The organism is Georgenia sp. Z2081 (genome assembly GCF_055326445.1).
Genome location: NZ_JBUZNK010000012.1, coordinates 36,918 through 54,339 on the forward strand (window position 1 = coordinate 36,918; position 17,422 = coordinate 54,339).

The window sequence follows — 17,422 nt, forward strand, 5'->3', positions numbered from 1 at the left end:
GATAGGACGGTCGACTGCGTACGTTCACGGCCCGAGTCTCGACAGCAGGTCCTCCAGCTGGTCGAGCTCGTCGAGCGTCAGGCCCGCGGTCGCGGCGTCATCCGCAGCGAGGACACTGTCGACGACGCCCGGCGAGACGACGGCACCGACCTGTTCGGAGGGCAGATGAGCGACGAGCGTCGCACCGCCCTGGTCGAACGGACCCACGACAAGCGCGCCGGCCACCCCGAGGAGGTCGCGTCCCTCGTCACCTTCCTGGCGTCCGACGGGGCGCGCCACCTCACCGGACAGCACATGCACGTCAACGGCGGCGCCCACACCACGCGGTGAGAGGGGGATCCCGGGCGACGCAGGTCGACCCTCGACGAGTGGGCCCGGCCGGGTTCGAACCGGCGACCTACGCGGTGTAAACGCGGCGCTCTGACCAGCTGAGCTACGGGCCCGCGCCGAAGCCTAACCGGCGCCGCGGCGCTACCCTGGCAGTGGAGGCGAGATGGCGACGAAGCCGACACTCATCAACTCGGTCGTCCGCGCGACGCACCTGCTCGACGCGCTCGGGGACGCCCGGTCGCCCCAGCCCGCCAAGAAGCTGGCCCGCGCCGTCGGGATCCCGCTGCCGACGGCCTACCACCTGCTGCGCACGCTCGTGCACGAGGGCTACGTCGAGCACACGAACGAGGGCTACGCGCTCGGCGACCAGGCGGCGGCGCTCGGCCGCGGGGCGGAGCCCCACCGTGTACGGCGCGTGCTGCGCGGGCTGCACGACGCCTTGCACGCGGCCGCCTATCTCTCGACGTACGCGGATGGCGAGGCCCTGCTCACCGAGGTCGTCGACTCGCCCGAGGCGCCACGCATCGACATGTGGGTGGCGTTCGACGAGGCCGCGCACGCCACCGCCCTCGGCAAGGCCCTGCTCACGTCGTTGCCCGACGACGACCGGCGCGAGTTCGTCGCGCGGCACACCTTCGCCGATCTCACTCCGCACACCCTCACCTCCCCGAGGGCGTTCATGGCGCAGATCGGGCGGCAGGTGCCGTTCGCCGTCGACCGGGAGGAGTACCTGCTCGGTGTCGTGTGTGTGGCCGTGCAGGTGCCCGGTCGCGCGCAGGCGGTCGCGGTGTCAGTCCCCGCGGGGCGCGCCGAGCAGGTGCTCGCGCGCATCGACGAGCTGCACCGCACGGCGGGCCTCGTCGCCCTCGCACCCTCCTGATCCTGCTCGGTCCGGACCTCCACCGCGCCGCGGCCCGCGGATTATCACCAACTGAAAACTCGGCGTTGCGACGCGCCCGGGCCAGGCCGATGGTGGGCACCAACGGCACACGAGCCAACGGAGGCACACATGTCGACGACGACGAACCCACCCCCGCAGCCGACGACGGACGAACCACCGGCCGCGGCCCCACCGCCCGACGAGGTCCGCCTCGAGCTGTTCGAGACGATGGTCCGCTCCCGCACCTACGAGGAGGCGATCCTGCGGGAGTACCACGTGGACAAGGGCCCCGGCTTCGACATCGGCAAGGGGCAGATCCCCGGCGAGATGCACCTCTCGGCCGGACAGGAGCCGGTCGCCGCCGGCATCTGTGCGCACCTCACGTCCGACGACGCCGTGACGGCACCCCACCGGCCCCACCATTTCGCGGTCGCCCACGGCGTGGACCTGAGGAGGATGACGGCGGAGATCTTCGGCCGGGAGACCGGCCTGGGACGCGGCCGTGGCGGCCACATGCATCTGTTCGACCCGGCGGTGCACTTCTCCTGCTCCGGGATCATCGCCGAGGGGTACCCGCCGGCGCTCGGAGCCGCCTTCGCGTTCCGGCGGAAGGGCACCGGCGGCATCGCGGTGGCCGTCACCGGGGAGGGCGCCGCCAACCAGGGTGCCTTCCACGAGTCGCTCAACCTCGCCGCGCTCTGGCAGCTCCCGGTCGTCTTCGTCGTCGAGGACAACGAGTGGGGCATCTCCGTGCCCCGCACGGCATCGACGTCCGTCGCGTCGAACGCCGAGCGCGCCGCCGGGTACGGCATTCCCGGGGTACGAGTGGAGGACAACGACGTCGACGCGGTGCACGCAGCGGCCGAGACCGCTGTCGCCCGCGCCCGCGCCGGAGACGGGCCGAGCCTCATCGAGGTCGCCACCGTGCGCATGTGGGGCCACTTCGAGGGCGACGCCCAGGGCTACCGCCCCGAGCTCGCCTCGGTCGCCGACCTCGACCCGATCCCCCGCTATGCCGAGCGGCTGCGGGGCGCCGGCGTCCTGGACGACGCCACGGAGGAGAGCATCCGCGCCCGGGCGAGCGAGCAGGTCGAGGATGCCGTCACGTTCGCCAAGGACAGTCCGATCCCGGACCCGGCCGAGGTCCACCGGTACGTCTTCGCCGAGGAGCAGTCATGACCGCCACCGACACCACCCAGCCCGCCACCACCCGCCGGCTCAACACGTCCAAGGCGATGGTCGAGGCCGTCGCGCAGGAGATGGACCGCGACGACACGGTGGTCTACCTCGGGGAGGACGTCGGCTCCTACGGCGGCATCTTCTCCTCCACCACCGGGCTCCTCGACCGGTTCGGCCCCGACCGCATCATCGACACCCCCATCTCCGAGACCGCGTTCATCGGTCTCGGCATCGGGGCGGCGACCGAGGGGATGCGGCCGATCGTCGAGCTGATGTTCGCCGACTTCATGGGCGTCTGCCTCGACCAGATCTACAACCACATGGCCAAGATCCGGTACTTCTCGGGCGGCCACGTCTCCGTGCCGATGGTGCTGGCGACGGCCGTCGGCGGCGGCTACTCCGACGGAGGCCAGCACTCCCAGTGCCTGTGGGGCACGTTCGCCCACCTGCCGGGCATGAAGGTCGTCGTCCCCTCGACCCCCGCCGACGCCAAGGGTCTGATGACGTCGGCCATCCGCGACGACGACCCCGTGGTCTTCATGTACCACAAGGGAATCATGGGCCTGCCCTGGATGAAGAAGAACTCCCGGTCGATCGGCGACGTCCCCGCCGGCGAGCACCTCGTGCCGATCGGACGGGCGAACGTCGTCAAGGAGGGCAGCGACGTCACCGTCGTCACCCTGTCACTGTCGGTCCACCACGCCCTCGACGTCGCGGAGAAGCTCGAGGGCGAGGGGATCAGCGCCGAGGTGCTCGACCTGCGCTCGCTCGTACCGCTGGACCGCGAGGCGATCCTCGCCTCGGTCGGGAGGACGGGGCGGCTCGTCGTCGTCGACGAGGACTACCTCTCGTTCGGGCTCTCGGGCGAGGTCTCGGCGACGATCACCGACGAGGACCCGCGGCTCCTGACGGCGCCGGTGCAGCGCGTGACGATGCCGGACATCCCCATCCCCTACGCCCACGACCTCGAGTACGCGGTGCTCCCCCTGCACGCGCGCATCGAGGACGCGATCCGCAGGGTCGTGGCATGAGGGAGGTGCTCTTCCCCCGGGTCGACGAGGACGACCCCAGCGCCGAGGGTGTGGTCGCCACGTGGTACTCCTCCGACGGCGAGCAGGTCGCCGAGGGGCAGTTGATCGCCGAGGTACAGGTGGCCAAGGTCTCGGTCGAGGTCACCGCGCCGGCCGCAGGGGTTCTGCGCGTCGTCGCCGAGGAGGACGCCGCCGTCCACCAGGGCGACGTCATCGGTCGGATCGAGGGATAACCAGCTCGACGAACACCCGCCTCGAGGAGCTGCCACGCCGGGGCCGTCCCAGCCCCGGGGGCGTCGCCGTTCCGGGGGCCGTCCCCGCCCCGGGCGCTACTTCCCGCGGGACCGGGAGACCACCCGGGTGCCCGACCACTCGCTCCCCGCCGCGACGGCGGACGTCGCGTTCATGCCGGCGATCTGGGCGGCCTCGGAGATCTCGGCCGGGCCCACGTGCTCCGGCGAGGTCGGCTTGGGCGTGAGCACCCAGATGGTGCCGCCGTCGTCGAGGTTGGCCTGGGCGTCGACGAGCAGGTCGGTCAGGTCCCCCTCCTCGGTGTCCGACCTGCGCCACCAGATGATGGCGCCGTCGCACACGTCGGAGTGGTTCTCGTCGACGAGCTCGGTGCCCGTGTGCTTCTCGACGGCCTCCCGCAGGCCGTCGTCGGCGTCCTCGTCCCACCAGAACTCCTGGACGACCTGGCCGGGCGCGAACGCTCCGGCGACTGCCTCGTACGCACTGGCGTGCACAGCCCGACTACTCCTCCCCGGGCTGACGCCCGAACGATGCGCCCCCGGGGTCCCGGAGGTCGCTGCGGACGCCCCGCGAGCGCGCGACGTCACCCCGCACGGTATCGGGCATCTCACCTCATCGGGTACAGGCGGGAAGTTGGGCCCGCCCACACGGGGCGGCCTACGATGGTGTGGCCCATATGCAGGCGCCGGAGGCCTCGGCGCACACACCCGGGAAGTGAGATGACGTGACTGCCACTGATCACGGACGGCCGCTGATCGACGGCCTGCTGAGCCAGGTACCGGACATCGACAAGGACGAGACCGCCGAATGGCTCGAGTCCCTGGACGGCCTCATCGACGACCGCGGGGGACCCCGCGCCCGCTACATCCTGCTCAACCTGCTGCGCCACGCCCGGCGTCGCGACATCGCCGTCCCCGGCAACCTCACCACGCCGCACGTCAACACCATCGGCGTCGAGGACGAGCCGTACTTCCCCGGCGACGAGCACGTCGAGCGCACCTACCGCGGCTGGATCCGCTGGAACGCCGCCGTCATGGTGGCGCGGGCGCAGAAGCCGGACGTCGCCGTCGGCGGCCACCTGTCCTCCTACGCGTCCGTGGCGACCCTCTACGAGGTGGGCCTCAACCACTTCTTCCGGGGCAAGGACCACCCGGGCGGCGGCGACCAGATCTTCTGGCAGGGCCACGCCTCGCCGGGCAACTACGCCCGCGCCTACGTCGAGGGTCGCCTGACCGAGGCCGACATGGACGGCTTCCGCCAGGAGTACAGCCACCGTGAGGACGGCCGGGGTCTGCCCAGCTACCCGCACCCGCACCAGATGCCGGACTTCTGGGAGTTCCCCACGGTCTCGATGGGCCTGGGCCCCTCCGGTGCGATCTACCAGGCGTGGTTCAACCGCTACCTGGCCGAGCGCGGCATCAAGGACACCTCCGACCAGCGGGTGTGGGCGTTCCTCGGCGACGGCGAGATGGACGAGCCCGAGTCGCGCGGCATGCTCCAGCTCGCCGCCCACCAGGGCCTGGACAACCTCACGTTCGTCGTCAACTGCAACCTGCAGCGCCTCGACGGACCGGTGCGCGGCAACAGCCAGATCATCCGCGAGCTCGAGTCGTTCTTCCGCGGCGCCGGCTGGAACGTCATCAAGGTCGTGTGGGGCCGCGAGTGGGACGCTCTGCTGCAGGCCGACAAGGACCGCGCGCTGGTCAACCTCATGGACTCGACCAACGACGGCGACTACCAGACCTTCAAGGCGAACGACGGCGCGTACGTCCGCGAGCACTTCTTCGGCCGTGACCCGCGCACCAAGGCGCTGGTGAAGGACATGACGGACGACGAGATCTGGGCGCTCAAGCGCGGCGGGCACGACTACCGCAAGATCTTCGCCGCCTACACGGCCGCCACGAAGCACACCGGCCAGCCGACGGTGATCCTCGCGCACACGGTCAAGGGCTACGGCCTCGGCCCGCACTTCGCCGGTCGCAACGCCACGCACCAGATGAAGAAGATGCAGGTCGCGGACCTGAAGATGCTGCGCGACTCGGTGAAGATCCCGATCAGCGACGAGCAGCTCGAGGACCCGTACGACGCGCCGTACTACCGCCCCGACGAGGACGACCCGACGCTGCAGTACATGCTCGAGCGCAGGCGCGAGCTCGGCGGGTTCGTCCCGGAGCGCCGGGAGCCGGAGCCCTCCCTGGAGATGCCCGGGGACAAGCCGTTCGAGGTTCTCGCCAAGGGCTCGGGCAAGCAGGAGGTCGCCACGACGATGGCGTTCGTCCGGCTGCTCAAGGAGCTCATCAAGGACAAGGGCTTGGGCCGCCACATCGTCCCGATCATCCCGGACGAGGCCCGCACGTTCGGCCTGGACTCGATCTTCCCGACGGCGAAGATCTTCAACACCTCCGGTCAGAACTACACGCCGGTCGACGCCGAGCTCATGCTCTCCTACAAGGAGTCCGAGCAGGGCCAGATCATGCACACGGGCATCAACGAGGCCGGCTCGGCGTCGCTGCTGCAGGCCGTGGGCACCTCGCACGCGACGCACGGCGTGCCGATGATCCCGGTCTACATCTTCTACTCGATGTTCGGCTTCCAGCGCACCGGTGACCAGTTCTGGGCCGCGGGCGACCAGCTGGCCCGGGGCTTCGTCATCGGCGCCACCGCGGGCCGGACGACGCTCGCCGGCGAGGGCACCCAGCACATGGACGGGCACTCCCCCGTGCTGGCGTCGACCAACCCCGCGTTCGTGCACTACGACCCCGCGTACGGCTACGAGATCCGGCACATCGTCCGCGACGGCCTGACCCGCATGTACGGCGAGGACGAGCGCGACCCGAACGTCCTGTACTACCTCACGGTGTACAACGAGCCGCTCGTCCAGCCGGCCGAGCCCGACGACGTCGACGTGGAGGGCATCCTCAAGGGCATCCACCGGGTCTCGCCGGCCGAGGGTGACGGGCCCTGGGTCCAGCTGCTCGCCTCCGGCGTTGGCGTGCCGTGGGCGCTGCACGCCAAGGAGATCCTCGCCGAGGACTGGGGCGTGCGCGCCGGCGTCTGGTCCGTGACGAGCTGGTACGAGCTGCGCCGCGAGGCCCTCGAGGTCGAGAAGCACAACTTCCTCAACCCCGAGGACCAGAAGGTCGCGTACCTGACCACCAAGCTCGAGGACGCCGGGGGCCCGTTCGTGGCCACCTCGGACTACGAGCACCAGGTGCAGGACTCGATCCGCCAGTGGGTGCCCGGCGACTACCACACGCTCGGGGCGGACGGCTTCGGCTACTCCGACACCCGGCCGGCCGCGCGCCGGCAGTTCCTCATCGACTCCCACTCGATGGTGGTCAAGGCGCTGCAGGCCCTCGTCAAGCAGGGGTCGATGGACGGCTCCGTGGTGCGCGAGGCGATCGAGAAGTACGACCTGCTCAACCCGCGGGCCGGCCAGTCCGGCACCGCCGGCGGCGACTCCTGACGCACGCTCAGCACACCAACGGGAGGGGCGCCCGGCCGACCTGGCCGGGAGCCCCTCCCGTCGTTGCGCACCCCCTTCGTCGAGCGTGCGGTTTCCGGTCGTCGAGCGTGCGGTTGGCGCTGGTCGAGAGTGCGGTCGGTCGAACCGCGCTCGCTGTGGGAGCGGTGGTGCGACCTGGTGATGCCTGCTGGCACCTCTCGAGCAGTAATTCCGGCCCCGTGCGCGACTGCCGTGGCCGGAGCGGTCGGCCGGCCGATCCGGCGATCGGATCCCGGGGCGTGGTGACGTTCCGGCCAGGTGGTCTGAGCAGCTGCCCAGCGGTCGGGTGGGGCCGGTCGTGACGCGGAATTCTGCGCGTCCGCGACGGTTGAATCTGACGTTGAACCAGGCGGAGCGCGATCCACACCCCGCGCCCCTCGACAAGGAGCACGTCATCGCATGAGCACGTCACCGGGCAGGGCACCTGTTCTCACTGCCGAGGAGCTCGGCATCCGCGGACCGCTGGGCGGGCGTGCCACCCTGGTGCAGTTCTCGTCGAACTTCTGTGCGCCCTGCCGGTCGACGCGCGGACTGCTCGCCTGGGTCGCCGGCAAGGAGCCCGGCGTGCGGCACGTCGAGCTGGAGATCACCCGGCACCTCGAGCTCGGCGAGGCTCTCGGCGTCACCCGGACCCCGACGTTCTTCCTCCTCGACCCCGACGGCGCGGTGCTCGCCCGCCAGGAGGATGCGCCGAGGCTCGCGGGTGTGCGCGAGCTGCTCGACCGGCTCGTTCCCGCACGCGGGTAGCTACCACGTCGGTCCTGCCACACGGGCGGGCTTGCGCGCGAGACACTGGGGTGGCAGCCCGTACGCCGGGCGGCCGACCCGACCGCGAGAGGGACGGAGAGCCGTGTGAGTGACGTCGTCGTAGGTGTGCTCGCCCTTGTCATCGGGCTGCTGCTGTGCTTCCGCGGGCGCGGGGCTATGCGCGTCCTGCTCGCCCTGTGGGGCGCGCTGGTCGGGTTCGGGCTCGGCATGGTGGTGGTTGCCGAGGTGACCGGCGAGGGGTACCTCGCGAGCACGGCCGGCTGGGTGGCAGCGGTCGTCCTCGCTCTGGTCTTCTCCTGGTTGGCCTTCGTCTTCTTCTCGATCGCCGTCGTGCTGGGGTTCGCCTCGATGGGATTCGTGCTCGGCCGGACCGTCGCCGGGGCTCTGGGCGTCTCCGAGCCGTGGGTGATCATGGCAGTGGGCGTGGTCAGCGGCGTCGTACTAGGCCTGCTCGCGGCCGTCACCGACATGCCCGACCTGGTGCTCGTCGTCATCAGTGCGCTGGCCGGTGCGAGCGCCGCCGTCAGCGGTCTCCTGCTGCTGCTCGGCAACGTCGACCTCGACCACTACGTCGACACCCGGGTCGCTGTCGTCGACGAACCGCTGTGGTACGTCGGTCAGTTCGTGCTGGCCGTTGTCGGCATCGTCGTGCAGGTCCGCCATACCCGTCGCGCACGTTCGCTGCGCCAGTCGTGGGGGTAGTGCCGGCGATGCGGTGAGCGGTACGGCGTCCGTCGGACGTCCGGCCCGATCGTCGACGACGACGCACCCCGTCCCTGACGTAGCGCCTGCCGAGCTCGCGAAGATCGGGAGCTCGTAAGCTCGAGGAGGCGCACGACCGCGACTCCGGCCCCCTGCTCGATCGCTGCAGGCGATGAACTACCCGATGGGGCCCGTGACCGGGACGGGGTCAGCAGCGGTCGTGGACGGCGCACTCGGGCACGAGACGCACCTGGCGCTCACGTACCTCGAAGTCCTCCGTGCTGGTGGTGATCGGGATCGTTCCATCGATGGGCTCCCACACGCCCGTGCCGCCCACCTGGAACTCGGCCTCCCAGACGGTGGTGAGCTCGACATGAATCGCCTCATGGCCGTCGGAGTACGGATAGGACACCGTGTGCGCGGGATACGGGGCGCCCGGGTCGTCCCCGCTGGAGAACGGTGCGCTGCCGTCCATCGGGTCCCACACGTGCTCGACCGGCGTGAACCGCACATCCACCTGCTGTCCGAGAAGCTCGGTGGACACGATGTGCTCGTCCGCCGTCGTCCAGAGCAGGACTGGCATGTTCGCCAGCTGCCACCGACCGTCCATCATCGCCTCCCCCGTGTTGACCAGCAGACTCGCCGCCTCGGACCGGGACACCGTCACGACGACGGGGTCCTGCCCGGGTGCCGCAGGCACGTCGGCCTGCGGACGGGAGACCGACCAGGGCGCCTCGAGTGCGCACGTCGAGCCTGTCCCCTGCTCCATCACGCTCGTGCACTGCCCGATCTGCGAGCCGTAGAACCCCGGGTTCCCCTTGCCGAGACCGAGCGCAACGAACGCGCGCTGGGCTTCGGCGGGGGCGCCGTGTCCGCCCGGAGCATCACCAGATCCGCCCGCGGCCCTGCTCGGGTCCCTAGAACTCGTGGACCTCGATCGCTCCGCAACGGCGACGTCCACGCCATCGTCGACTACTCCACCAGTTACCCCATAAGAGTCGCCATCAGCCGCAAGCGCCGTCGCTTGAATCGAAGTCAACGCAAGTAATGTTACGCAACCTGCCGATACCGCCGTCCACCACCTCATGACGGAGTCTCGTCTCCATCTTGCGAGTATCCGCCGGCTACGAACAGCCACTCGCCGTCGACGAGACGAAGGAAGATGTGGAGCGAAATTGCTTCTTCATCCAATGTTTCCAGCTGATCGCCATGAACATCAACTACTGAACGCGCCTCTTCCACAGCTTCGAATTCAACGAACCAGTCAGGGTGGTCCTCGGTAGGCGGATCGACGAACGCCTCGTCGATCCGAACCACGTACTCGTCGATATATCTGCCATCGATCGAAAGTTCTTCGGTCGAATCAACCAATGACGAGCAGTATCCGCACTCGTCACCCGACACTTCCACGAACGGTTCGGTTACGCCGGTTTCAGTCAGGTGCTCGATCAGGTCGACGAAGTAATGCGCCGCCGCCAGCGCGCCGGCCTCGCCGTCGTCGTCCATCTCCGGGGGCGCTTCGGGCGCGGGCCGCGCACGGCGCTCGAGCTCCCACTCGGTCCACTCGATGTCCTCGGTGCTGACCTCGGCCCCGGCTGAACCGGACTCACGACCGCTCGACGACTCCGACGGTGTCTCCGTCATCCCGTCGGACGGTGTCTCCCCGGACTCGGCCTCGTCGTCGGGTCCGACACGCACCGGTGGTCGCTGCGTCTCGTCCGCGTCGTCGTCGCCCTCGCCACCGCAGCCGGCCAGTCCCATCGCACCGACGAGCAGCAGTGCGGTCAACCGACGCCGACGGCGCCCCCCTGGTCGCGTCATGCAGCCGAGGCTAGCGGCCCGGCCCACGCGGTGGGCGGTTACCGCTCACCCTGTGCACAACCTGGGCCGTCCACACCCGCAGGCGCCCGCGCCGTCCCCGCCGAGATGGAGCCCCGACGAACCGCAGGTTCGACAAGCCCAACCGCACGCTCGAGGGTCGAGAACCGCACACTCGATGATGTCGAGGGCTACTGGTTGCGGGCGTCCTCGAGCACCGAGCGCAGCTCGGTCACGACGGCGGCGCTCTCCTCGTCCTCGTGCGCATCCAGGAGCTCGAGGTACTTCTCGGCGTCCTCGTAGCGCTCGGACTCGATCGCGGCCAGCACGATCTGCCGGCCGGCCGCGGGCACGTGCTGCTCGGCGTCCCAGTGAGCGGTCGCGAGCGCATGAGCATGGGTGGGGTGCCCGGACTCCCGGAGCACCCACACGGACTCGGCGAGCGCGAGACCTGTCCCCTCGCGCGCGCAGGCCGCACCAAGGCGCCGGTTGGCGCCGTCCAGGTCGTCCTCCACGGAGAGTCGGGCGAGCTCGATGAGCGGGTACCAGGCGTTCGGCCGACCGGCGAGCTCCTCGGCCAGCGCCCACACGGCGAGGTCGGCCGAGCGCGGGTCCGACTGCGGGACGTCCGCGGTCAACGGGTCCGCCGCGCGGGACTGGGAGCCGTGGCGGCGCACGATCTCCGCGAGCTCGTTGAACGCGACCGTGTCGTTCGGGTCCTCCTCGAGCCGCGCCCGCAGCTGCTCCTCGCGCGGGTCGGGCGCCTGCTCGTGGGCGGGCCGGTGGTGGCCGTGGTCGGTCGTGGCGAGCAGCAGTGCGAGCAGGAGAGCAGGACGGCGCGCGAGGGACATGCTCCTCAGGATAGCGGCCACGACCGAACTCGCTCGGTGAGCGAGTGCTCCCGGTCTCACCCACGGTGTCGCCCGTTCGGAGGCCCGTACCGGTCCCCGCGGCGCAACCCCCTGCGAGGCGTCCGACACGTAGGCGGAGCCCTGACCTGCCGTCGCTCCGGCGGTAGGTTGGCCCGATGATCGCTGTGCTCGCCCCAGGCCAGGGGGCCCAGACGCCGGGCATGCTCGCCCCGTGGCTCGAGGACCCCAGCTCCGCCGCTCTGCTCGACGAGCTGTCCTCCGCCGCGGACCTCGACCTCGCCGACCTCGGCACGCACGCCGACGCGGAGACCATCAAGGACACGGCGCTCGCCCAGCCGCTCATCGTCGCCTCCTCGATCCTCGCGTTCCGGGCGCTCGAGGCCCGCTCGCCAGGGTTCGTGCCGTCACTGACCGCCGGCCACTCCGTCGGCGAGCTCGCCGCACTCGCGATCGCGGGCGTCCTGTCCGACGTCGACGCCGTGCGTCTCGTCGCGGTCCGCGGCCGGGCCATGGCCGACGCCTCCGCCGTCACGCCCACGGGCATGTCCGCCTGCGTGGGAGGCGACGCAGAGGAGGTCACCGCCGCCATCGAGGCGGCCGGGCTGACCGCCGCCAACGTCAACGGGGGCGGCCAGATCGTCGCGGCCGGCACCCTCGAGCAGCTCGCCGCGTTCGCCGAGCAGCCGCCCGCCAAGGCCCGGGTCGTGCCGCTCGCCGTCGCCGGCGCATTCCACACCGAGCACATGCGTCCCGCCGTCGACGTCGTGGGCTCCGCCGCGGGCGGCCTCGCCGCGGCCGACCCGCGCGTGTCGCTCCTGTCCAACCGGGACGGGGTCGAGGTCACCTCGGGCGTCGAGGCGCTCGAGCGCGTCGTCGCCCAGATCGCCCACCCGGTCCGGTGGGACCTGTGCTGCGAGACCATGCTCTCCCGGGGGGTGCGCGCCGCCGTCGAGCTCGCCCCTGCCGGCGTGCTCACCCGACTGGCCAGGCGCACCCTTCCGGGCGTCACCGCCCGCGCCCTGTCCACCCCGGACGACCTGGCCGCCGCCGTCGAGCTCGTCGACACGGACACCGAAGGAGCCTCATGAGCCGCCCCGCACTCAGGACCGCACCGCCGAACCCTCACGCGAGGATCCTCGGCGTCGGGGGCTTCCGCGGCGAGAACGTCGTCCCCAACGACGACATCGTCGAGCCGATCAACTCCTCCGACGAGTGGATCCAGCAGCGCACGGGCATCGTCACGCGCACCTACGCGAACCCCGGCACCACGGTTGCCGACATGGCGTCGTCGGCGGCCGAGGCGGCCCTCGCCTCGGCCGGCGTCCCGGCGACGAGCGTCGACGCCGTCATCGTCGGCACCGTCACCTGGTTCACGCAGACGCCATCGCTCGCGGGCATCGTCGCCGACCGGATCGGCGCGAACCCGGCGGCCTCCTACGACATCTCCGCCGCGTGCGCCGGGTACGCGTACGGCATCGCCCAGGCCGACGCCCTCGTCCGCTCCGGCACCGCCGAGCACGTGCTCGTCATCGGCGTGGAGAAGATGAGCGAGTACATCGACCCCACCGACCGATCGATCAGCTTCATCCTCGGCGACGGTGCCGGCGCCGCCCTCGTCGGCCCCTCGGACACCCCGGGGATCGGTCCGACGGTGTGGGGCTCGGACGGGTCCAAGGCCGACGTCATCGCCCAGACCCACCCCTGGTCCACGTTCCGCTCGGACGACCCGGACGCGGACCGCTCCTGGCCGACGCTGCGCCAGGAGGGGCCCACCGTCTTCAAGTGGGCGAGCTTCGAGATGACGAAGATGGCGGGCCGGGCGATCGAGGCCGCGGGTCTGCGCCCCGAGGACATCGACGTGTTCGTCCCTCATCAGGCGAACATGCGGATCATCGACCACATGGTGAAGTACCTGGGGCTGCGCGACGACGTGGTCGTCGGACGGGACATCGCCGACACCGGTAACACCTCGGCCGCCTCGATCCCGCTCGCGCTCGAGCGCCTGATCCGCGAGGGACAGGCGAGCAGCGGCGACATCGCGCTGCAGATCGGCTTCGGCGCGGGCCTCGCCTACGCCGCACAGGTGGTGGTGGTGCCGTGATCCGGTGCCCGCGCCTGCCACACTGACCCCCGTCCACGTTCAACCCAACCAGGAGAAGCACATGGCACACACGGAGGAGGAGGTCCTCACGGGCCTCGCCGAGATCGTCAACGAGGAGACCGGGCTGCCGGTCGAGGACGTCAAGCCGGAGGCGTCGTTCACCGACGACCTGGACGTCGACTCCCTGTCGATGATGACGATCGCGACCCTCGCCGAGGAGCGCTTCAGCGTCACGATCCCGGACGACGAGGTCGCGAACCTCAAGACGGTCCAGGACGCCGTGAAGTACATCGTCGGGGCCCAGTCCTGACCACCGGTCGGGGGCCCCGCCAGGCGCCCCCGACCGCTCCCCCGCGAAGGGGGCCGAACCATCGCGCCGCTCCGGCGCGCACCCGAGGAGGAACCGTGCCCGAGCAGTCCACCGCACGCCGCCAGGTCGTCGTCACCGGCATGGGGACGACGAACCCCATCGGCGGCGACGTCGCGTCGACCTGGTCCGCCGCGCTCGCCGGCACCTCCGGCGTCGCGCCCCTCGACAACGACTGGACCGAGACCTACGGGACGACCGTCACCTTCGCCGGCACCGTCAAGGTCGACCCCCTCGAGGTACTGCCGCGCCCCGAGGCGCGCCGGCTCGACCCGTCGGGCCAGCTCGCCGTCGTCGCGGCCGACGAGGCGTGGGCCGACGCCGGCGAGCCCGACGTCGAGGGCGAACGACTCGGCGTGGTCGTGGCCACCGGCATCGGCGGCATCCACACGCTGCTGAACGCGTGGGACACCGTCCGGGAGAAGGGCGCCCGCCGCGTCCTCCCGCTCACCGTCCCGATGCTCATGGCCAACTCCCCCGCCGCCAGCATCTCCGTCAAGCGCGGCGCACGCGCCGGTGCGCACGCGCCCGTGTCCGCCTGCGCGTCCGGCGCCGAGGCCGTCGCGTACGGGGTCGACATGATCCGCAAGGGCATCGCCGACGTGGTCATCGCCGGCGGCACCGAGTCCGCGATCCACCCGGTCACCATGGCCTCGTTCGGGAAGATGCAGGCGCTCTCGACGCGCAACGACGACCCGCAGGCCGCCTCACGCCCCTACGACGTCGACCGCGACGGCTTCGTCATGGGAGAGGGCGCCGGCATCGTCGTGCTGGAGTCGGCCGAGCACGCGGCCGCCCGCGGCGCCACGATTCACGCCGAGGTGCTCGGCGTGGGGATGACGGCCGACGCGTTCGACGTCGCTCCCCCCGACCCGTCGGGCCAGGGGCAGGAGCGGGCGATGCGCATCGCGCTGGAGGACTCCGGGCTCGCGGCGTCCGACGTCGTGCACGTCAACGCGCACGCCACCTCCACCCCGGTGGGAGACACCATCGAGGCAGAGGCCGTCCGCCGGCTCTTCGGAGAGCACGTCACGGTCTCGGGCACGAAGTCGATGACCGGGCACCTGCTCGGCGGCGCCGGCGCGCTGGAGACGATCTTCGCCGTGCTCGCGGTCAAGGAGCGCACCGCTCCCCCGACGATCAACATCGAGAACCTCGACCCCGCCGTCAACGTCGACGTCGTCCGTGACACGCCGCGCGACCTGCCCGGCACCGGCCCACTGGCGGCCCTCAACAACGCGTTCGGGTTCGGGGGCCACAACGCCGCGCTCCTCGTCGGCAGCGTCTGACGGCCGGCGCTCACCGCACCTCGCTGTCCGTCCCGACGTCGAACGCCAGTCGGGGCGGCTGGCCGTTCATCACCCCGACGAACCGGACGTCGCCGGACGGTGACCGGCCGAGCCGGCAAGCGCCCTCGACGGCCTCGTCCTCCAGGGCGCGGTCGCGAGCACCGGCCTGATAGAGCGCGAGCACCTTCGGAGCGGCGACGCGCGTACTCGGAAGCTCGATCCGGATGACGGGGATGACCGACCGCCCTTCCTCCTCGAGTTCCGGTCGCACGTCTTCAGGTCGCGGGACGACGTACCGCATCGTACGCTTCCCGGCATGGCCGTCAGAAGCGGTTTTCCCATCCTCACGAGCGACGCCATCGAGCCGCTCGTCGCCTTCTACGAGGCAGCGTTCGAGGCGACGAAGACGTACCGCTACCCGGGCGAGGACGGCCGGGACGTCTACGTCGCGCTCGACGTGGGTGGCATGCAGCTCGGCATCGGCGTCAGCACCGAGCTACCTCCGCCGGACCGGCGCACGGAGCTGTGGTTCTACGTCGACGACGTCGACGAGAGCTATCGCCGGGCAATCGACGCCGGTGCCGGCGACGAGGGCGCACCGAGCGACATGCCCTGGGGCGAGCGCGTCGCCCACGTGCGTGACCCTGACGGCCTGGTCATCCACCTCGGCGCACAGACCGCACCGGCGTGAGGTGCGGAGCGGACCTTCGGACCCGTGGACTCACGACGGCGCCGGCTCCGTACCAACGAGCTCAGCCCAGGCGCGCCCCGGCGTCGAGGGCGTGCTCGATGCCCGTGACGTACCGCCCGCTGTCGGAGACCAGGTAGAGCACCGCCTCGGACGAGTCGTCCGGCTCGAGCGCGGCCGTCGGCATGATGTTCATCTGCCGCGCCGCCTCCTCGAAGTCCTCGCGCGTGGGGCTCTCGAGATCGGGGCGGAAGAGCTTGTACGTCGGGTCGTTGAGAATCATCGGGCTCGCGAGCGTCGTCGGGTGGATCGTGTTGACCCGGATGCTCTGCGGGGCGAGCTCCTTTGCGAGGACCTTCATGAGCCCGACGACGCCGGCCTTCGCCGCCGTGTAGTGGGCGATGTTGGCGTTCGCCTTCATCGACGCGAGCGAGCTCGTGATGACGATCGCCCCACCGTTGCCGCCGGCGACGATGTGCGGCGCCGCGGCGCGAACCGTCTTCCAGACGCCCGTGAGGTTGATGTCGATCATCGTCTGCCACATGTGCTCGTCCATCTCGAGCGTGGGCGACATCGTGTTGATGCCGGCGTTGGCAAGGATGATGTCGAGGCGGCCGAGCTCGGCCACTCCCTCGTCGACGACGGCGGTCAGCGCCGCGAGGTCGCGGACGTCGACCTCGCGAGCGACGATGCGCCGGTCGAGCGCCTCGACCTGACGCACGGTCTCGGCGAGGTCCTCGGCGGTCGCGGTCGGGTACGGGACCGTGTCGATCTGCTCGGAGACGTCGACGGCGATGATGTCGGCGCCCTCCTGCGCGAGACGGACGGCGTGGTTGCGGCCCTGTCCCCTCGCTGCTCCGGTGATGAAGGCGACCTTGCCCTCGAGACGGCCTGCCATGGCGTGCTCCTTCCGTCGGCCCGGCGGGCGTCGGTGCCTGCCGAGGCATGTCCCAGCAGGCTATGGCACGCGGTGCCATTACGGAAGGGCGTCGGCCGCTGGTGCCGGTGCGCTCCGGGCGGCACGCGGCGTCCGGCGGGTCGCCTCACCCGGGGTCACCCCACCCGGTGCAGCCAGCGCACGGGCGCACCGGCGCCCGCGTACCGGAACGGCTCGAGCTCGTCGTCCCAGGCCTGGCCCAGAGCGAGGTCGAGCTCGTGGCGCAGCCGGGAGGGGTCGGTCCCGTGCTCGAGCGCTGCGCGCACGCGGTTCTCGGGCACCACGACGTTCCCGTGTGAGTCCGTCTGGGCGTAGAAGATGCCGAGCTCGGGGGTGTGCGACCACCGTCCGCCGTCGGAGCCCGGTGCGGCCTCCTCGGTGATCTCGTAGCGCAGGTGCTGCCAGCCGCGCAGGGCGGAGGCGAGGCGCGCGCCGGTCCCGACGGGGCCGACCCAGGACCGCTCGGCGCGCAGGAGTCCGGGCGCGGCGGGCTGCTCGGTCCACTCCAGCGCCACGCGCGCGTCGAGGACCTGGCCGGCCGCCCACTCCACATGGGGGCACAGCGCACGGGTCGCGGAGTGCACGAAGACAACGCCGCGGGTGTAGGCACCACTCATGTCGAGCCTCCTGGTTCGTGTGCGAGGGACGTCTTCCCCAACGGCCTCACGAGGAACCGGGCTGAACATGATCCACGGCGGAACAG

The 17,422-nt window shown here is 71.1% G+C and carries 20 protein-coding genes and 1 tRNA gene; 13 read left to right on the forward strand and 8 right to left on the reverse strand.

All coding sequences use genetic code 11. The features are described 5' to 3' along the window. Positions 1 to 165: 165 nt before the first annotated feature. Positions 166 to 330, forward strand: a complete 165-nt coding sequence (locus tag ACZLKG_RS14240; RefSeq protein ID WP_463648766.1) for an SDR family oxidoreductase — start codon at positions 166 to 168, stop codon at positions 328 to 330. A 39-nt stretch (positions 331 to 369) separates the two neighbouring features. Here the strand turns inward: ACZLKG_RS14240 and ACZLKG_RS14245 are convergent. After that, positions 370 to 443: transfer RNA gene (locus ACZLKG_RS14245), tRNA-Val, on the reverse strand. Positions 444 to 493: 50 nt separating this feature from the next. Between ACZLKG_RS14245 and ACZLKG_RS14250 the strand changes: the two genes are divergently transcribed. From ACZLKG_RS14250 to ACZLKG_RS14265, 4 genes are all read left to right on the forward strand, one after another. Beyond that, positions 494 to 1,210 carry an IclR family transcriptional regulator gene (locus tag ACZLKG_RS14250; protein WP_425710233.1) on the forward strand — a complete coding sequence of 239 codons (717 nt, stop codon included), beginning with the start codon at positions 494 to 496 and terminating at the stop codon, positions 1,208 to 1,210. Positions 1,211 to 1,438: 228 nt separating this feature from the next. Continuing rightward, on the forward strand, positions 1,439 to 2,389 hold the full coding sequence (locus ACZLKG_RS14255; protein ID WP_463648784.1) for a thiamine pyrophosphate-dependent dehydrogenase E1 component subunit alpha: 951 nt from the start codon (positions 1,439 to 1,441) through the stop codon (positions 2,387 to 2,389). After that, positions 2,386 to 3,420, forward strand: coding sequence for an alpha-ketoacid dehydrogenase subunit beta (locus ACZLKG_RS14260; protein WP_425710231.1), 1,035 nt, complete (start codon positions 2,386 to 2,388; stop codon positions 3,418 to 3,420). The genes ACZLKG_RS14255 and ACZLKG_RS14260 overlap by 4 nt, the downstream gene beginning before the upstream one ends. After that, positions 3,417 to 3,653 (forward strand): biotin/lipoyl-containing protein, encoded by a 237-nt coding sequence (locus ACZLKG_RS14265; RefSeq protein WP_425710230.1) that lies wholly within the window; start codon positions 3,417 to 3,419, stop codon positions 3,651 to 3,653. The genes ACZLKG_RS14260 and ACZLKG_RS14265 overlap by 4 nt, the downstream gene beginning before the upstream one ends. 96 nt (positions 3,654 to 3,749) lie before the next feature. Here the strand turns inward: ACZLKG_RS14265 and ACZLKG_RS14270 are convergent, their stop codons facing one another. Then, the gene (locus tag ACZLKG_RS14270) at positions 3,750 to 4,166 is read right to left on the reverse strand and encodes a DUF3052 domain-containing protein (protein WP_425710229.1); all 417 of its coding nucleotides are present in this window, start codon (positions 4,164 to 4,166) and stop codon (positions 3,750 to 3,752) included. 230 nt (positions 4,167 to 4,396) lie between these two features. Here ACZLKG_RS14270 and aceE point away from each other — a divergent pair, with 230 nt between their 5' ends. From aceE to ACZLKG_RS14285, 3 genes are all read left to right on the forward strand, one after another. Further along, a complete protein-coding gene (gene aceE, locus ACZLKG_RS14275; RefSeq protein ID WP_425710228.1) occupies positions 4,397 to 7,138 on the forward strand; it encodes a pyruvate dehydrogenase (acetyl-transferring), homodimeric type in 2,742 nt (913 codons plus the stop codon). A gap of 438 nt (positions 7,139 to 7,576) precedes the next feature. Further along, positions 7,577 to 7,924, forward strand: a complete 348-nt coding sequence (locus ACZLKG_RS14280; RefSeq protein ID WP_425710227.1) for a TlpA family protein disulfide reductase — start codon at positions 7,577 to 7,579, stop codon at positions 7,922 to 7,924. A 105-nt stretch (positions 7,925 to 8,029) separates the two neighbouring features. After that, on the forward strand, positions 8,030 to 8,647 hold the full coding sequence (locus ACZLKG_RS14285) for a DUF4203 domain-containing protein (protein ID WP_463648767.1): 618 nt from the start codon (positions 8,030 to 8,032) through the stop codon (positions 8,645 to 8,647). 208 nt (positions 8,648 to 8,855) lie between these two features. Here ACZLKG_RS14285 and ACZLKG_RS14290 read toward each other — a convergent pair whose 3' ends face one another. From ACZLKG_RS14290 to ACZLKG_RS14300, 3 genes are all read right to left on the reverse strand, one after another. Beyond that, positions 8,856 to 9,416, reverse strand: coding sequence for a hypothetical protein (locus tag ACZLKG_RS14290; RefSeq protein ID WP_463648768.1), 561 nt, complete (start codon positions 9,414 to 9,416; stop codon positions 8,856 to 8,858). A 314-nt stretch (positions 9,417 to 9,730) separates the two neighbouring features. Beyond that, positions 9,731 to 10,468, reverse strand: a complete 738-nt coding sequence (locus ACZLKG_RS14295) for a DUF6318 family protein (protein ID WP_463648770.1) — start codon at positions 10,466 to 10,468, stop codon at positions 9,731 to 9,733. Between the two features lie 188 nt (positions 10,469 to 10,656). Beyond that, positions 10,657 to 11,316 carry a hypothetical protein gene (locus tag ACZLKG_RS14300; protein WP_463648771.1) on the reverse strand — a complete coding sequence of 220 codons (660 nt, stop codon included), beginning with the start codon at positions 11,314 to 11,316 and terminating at the stop codon, positions 10,657 to 10,659. A gap of 176 nt (positions 11,317 to 11,492) precedes the next feature. Here ACZLKG_RS14300 and ACZLKG_RS14305 point away from each other — a divergent pair, with 176 nt between their 5' ends. The 4 genes from ACZLKG_RS14305 (at position 11,493) to ACZLKG_RS14320 (ending at position 15,094) form a co-directional block, all read left to right on the forward strand. Next, positions 11,493 to 12,425 (forward strand): ACP S-malonyltransferase, encoded by a 933-nt coding sequence (locus ACZLKG_RS14305; RefSeq protein WP_463648772.1) that lies wholly within the window; start codon positions 11,493 to 11,495, stop codon positions 12,423 to 12,425. After that, positions 12,422 to 13,438 carry a beta-ketoacyl-ACP synthase III gene (locus tag ACZLKG_RS14310; RefSeq protein WP_425708976.1) on the forward strand — a complete coding sequence of 339 codons (1,017 nt, stop codon included), beginning with the start codon at positions 12,422 to 12,424 and terminating at the stop codon, positions 13,436 to 13,438. Before ACZLKG_RS14305 ends, ACZLKG_RS14310 begins: the two co-directional genes overlap by 4 nt. A 61-nt stretch (positions 13,439 to 13,499) precedes the next feature. Beyond that, on the forward strand, positions 13,500 to 13,748 hold the full coding sequence (locus ACZLKG_RS14315) for an acyl carrier protein (protein ID WP_425708977.1): 249 nt from the start codon (positions 13,500 to 13,502) through the stop codon (positions 13,746 to 13,748). Positions 13,749 to 13,843: 95 nt separating this feature from the next. After that, entirely contained in the window at positions 13,844 to 15,094 is a 1,251-nt protein-coding gene (locus ACZLKG_RS14320) for a beta-ketoacyl-[acyl-carrier-protein] synthase family protein (RefSeq protein ID WP_463648773.1), read from the forward strand. Positions 15,095 to 15,104: 10 nt separating this feature from the next. Here the strand turns inward: ACZLKG_RS14320 and ACZLKG_RS14325 are convergent, their stop codons facing one another. Then, on the reverse strand, positions 15,105 to 15,365 hold the full coding sequence (locus ACZLKG_RS14325) for a hypothetical protein (protein ID WP_463648774.1): 261 nt from the start codon (positions 15,363 to 15,365) through the stop codon (positions 15,105 to 15,107). Between the two features lie 45 nt (positions 15,366 to 15,410). Between ACZLKG_RS14325 and ACZLKG_RS14330 the strand changes: the two genes are divergently transcribed. After that, on the forward strand, positions 15,411 to 15,785 hold the full coding sequence (locus ACZLKG_RS14330; protein WP_425708980.1) for a VOC family protein: 375 nt from the start codon (positions 15,411 to 15,413) through the stop codon (positions 15,783 to 15,785). 61 nt (positions 15,786 to 15,846) lie between these two features. Here ACZLKG_RS14330 and ACZLKG_RS14335 read toward each other — a convergent pair whose 3' ends face one another. Continuing rightward, positions 15,847 to 16,680: a mycofactocin-coupled SDR family oxidoreductase gene (locus ACZLKG_RS14335; RefSeq protein ID WP_463648775.1), complete on the reverse strand. Its 834-nt coding sequence runs from the start codon at positions 16,678 to 16,680 to the stop codon at positions 15,847 to 15,849. 155 nt (positions 16,681 to 16,835) lie between these two features. After that, positions 16,836 to 17,336, reverse strand: a complete 501-nt coding sequence (locus ACZLKG_RS14340) for a DUF3145 domain-containing protein (protein ID WP_425708982.1) — start codon at positions 17,334 to 17,336, stop codon at positions 16,836 to 16,838. Between the last annotated feature and the right edge of the window lie 86 nt (positions 17,337 to 17,422).

What these genes read in the sequence shown, in the direction of transcription:
- ACZLKG_RS14300 (WP_463648771.1), bottom strand. Translation starts at nt 11,316, where the DNA reads ATGTCCCTCGCGCGCCGTCCTGCTCTCCTGCTCGCACTGCTGCTCGCC.
- ACZLKG_RS14255 (WP_463648784.1), top strand. Translation starts at nt 1,439, where the DNA reads ATGGTCCGCTCCCGCACCTACGAGGAGGCGATCCTGCGGGAGTACCAC.
- ACZLKG_RS14305 (WP_463648772.1), top strand. Translation starts at nt 11,493, where the DNA reads ATGATCGCTGTGCTCGCCCCAGGCCAGGGGGCCCAGACGCCGGGCATG.
- ACZLKG_RS14310 (WP_425708976.1), top strand. Translation starts at nt 12,422, where the DNA reads ATGAGCCGCCCCGCACTCAGGACCGCACCGCCGAACCCTCACGCGAGG.
- ACZLKG_RS14260 (WP_425710231.1), top strand. Translation starts at nt 2,386, where the DNA reads ATGACCGCCACCGACACCACCCAGCCCGCCACCACCCGCCGGCTCAAC.
- ACZLKG_RS14335 (WP_463648775.1), bottom strand. Translation starts at nt 16,680, where the DNA reads ATGGCAGGCCGTCTCGAGGGCAAGGTCGCCTTCATCACCGGAGCAGCG.
- ACZLKG_RS14330 (WP_425708980.1), top strand. Translation starts at nt 15,411, where the DNA reads ATGGCCGTCAGAAGCGGTTTTCCCATCCTCACGAGCGACGCCATCGAG.
- ACZLKG_RS14250 (WP_425710233.1), top strand. Translation starts at nt 494, where the DNA reads ATGGCGACGAAGCCGACACTCATCAACTCGGTCGTCCGCGCGACGCAC.
- ACZLKG_RS14340 (WP_425708982.1), bottom strand. Translation starts at nt 17,336, where the DNA reads ATGAGTGGTGCCTACACCCGCGGCGTTGTCTTCGTGCACTCCGCGACC.
- ACZLKG_RS14265 (WP_425710230.1), top strand. Translation starts at nt 3,417, where the DNA reads ATGAGGGAGGTGCTCTTCCCCCGGGTCGACGAGGACGACCCCAGCGCC.
- ACZLKG_RS14290 (WP_463648768.1), bottom strand. Translation starts at nt 9,416, where the DNA reads ATGGAGCAGGGGACAGGCTCGACGTGCGCACTCGAGGCGCCCTGGTCG.
- ACZLKG_RS14280 (WP_425710227.1), top strand. Translation starts at nt 7,577, where the DNA reads ATGAGCACGTCACCGGGCAGGGCACCTGTTCTCACTGCCGAGGAGCTC.
- ACZLKG_RS14240 (WP_463648766.1), top strand. Translation starts at nt 166, where the DNA reads ATGAGCGACGAGCGTCGCACCGCCCTGGTCGAACGGACCCACGACAAG.
- ACZLKG_RS14315 (WP_425708977.1), top strand. Translation starts at nt 13,500, where the DNA reads ATGGCACACACGGAGGAGGAGGTCCTCACGGGCCTCGCCGAGATCGTC.
- ACZLKG_RS14295 (WP_463648770.1), bottom strand. Translation starts at nt 10,468, where the DNA reads ATGACGCGACCAGGGGGGCGCCGTCGGCGTCGGTTGACCGCACTGCTG.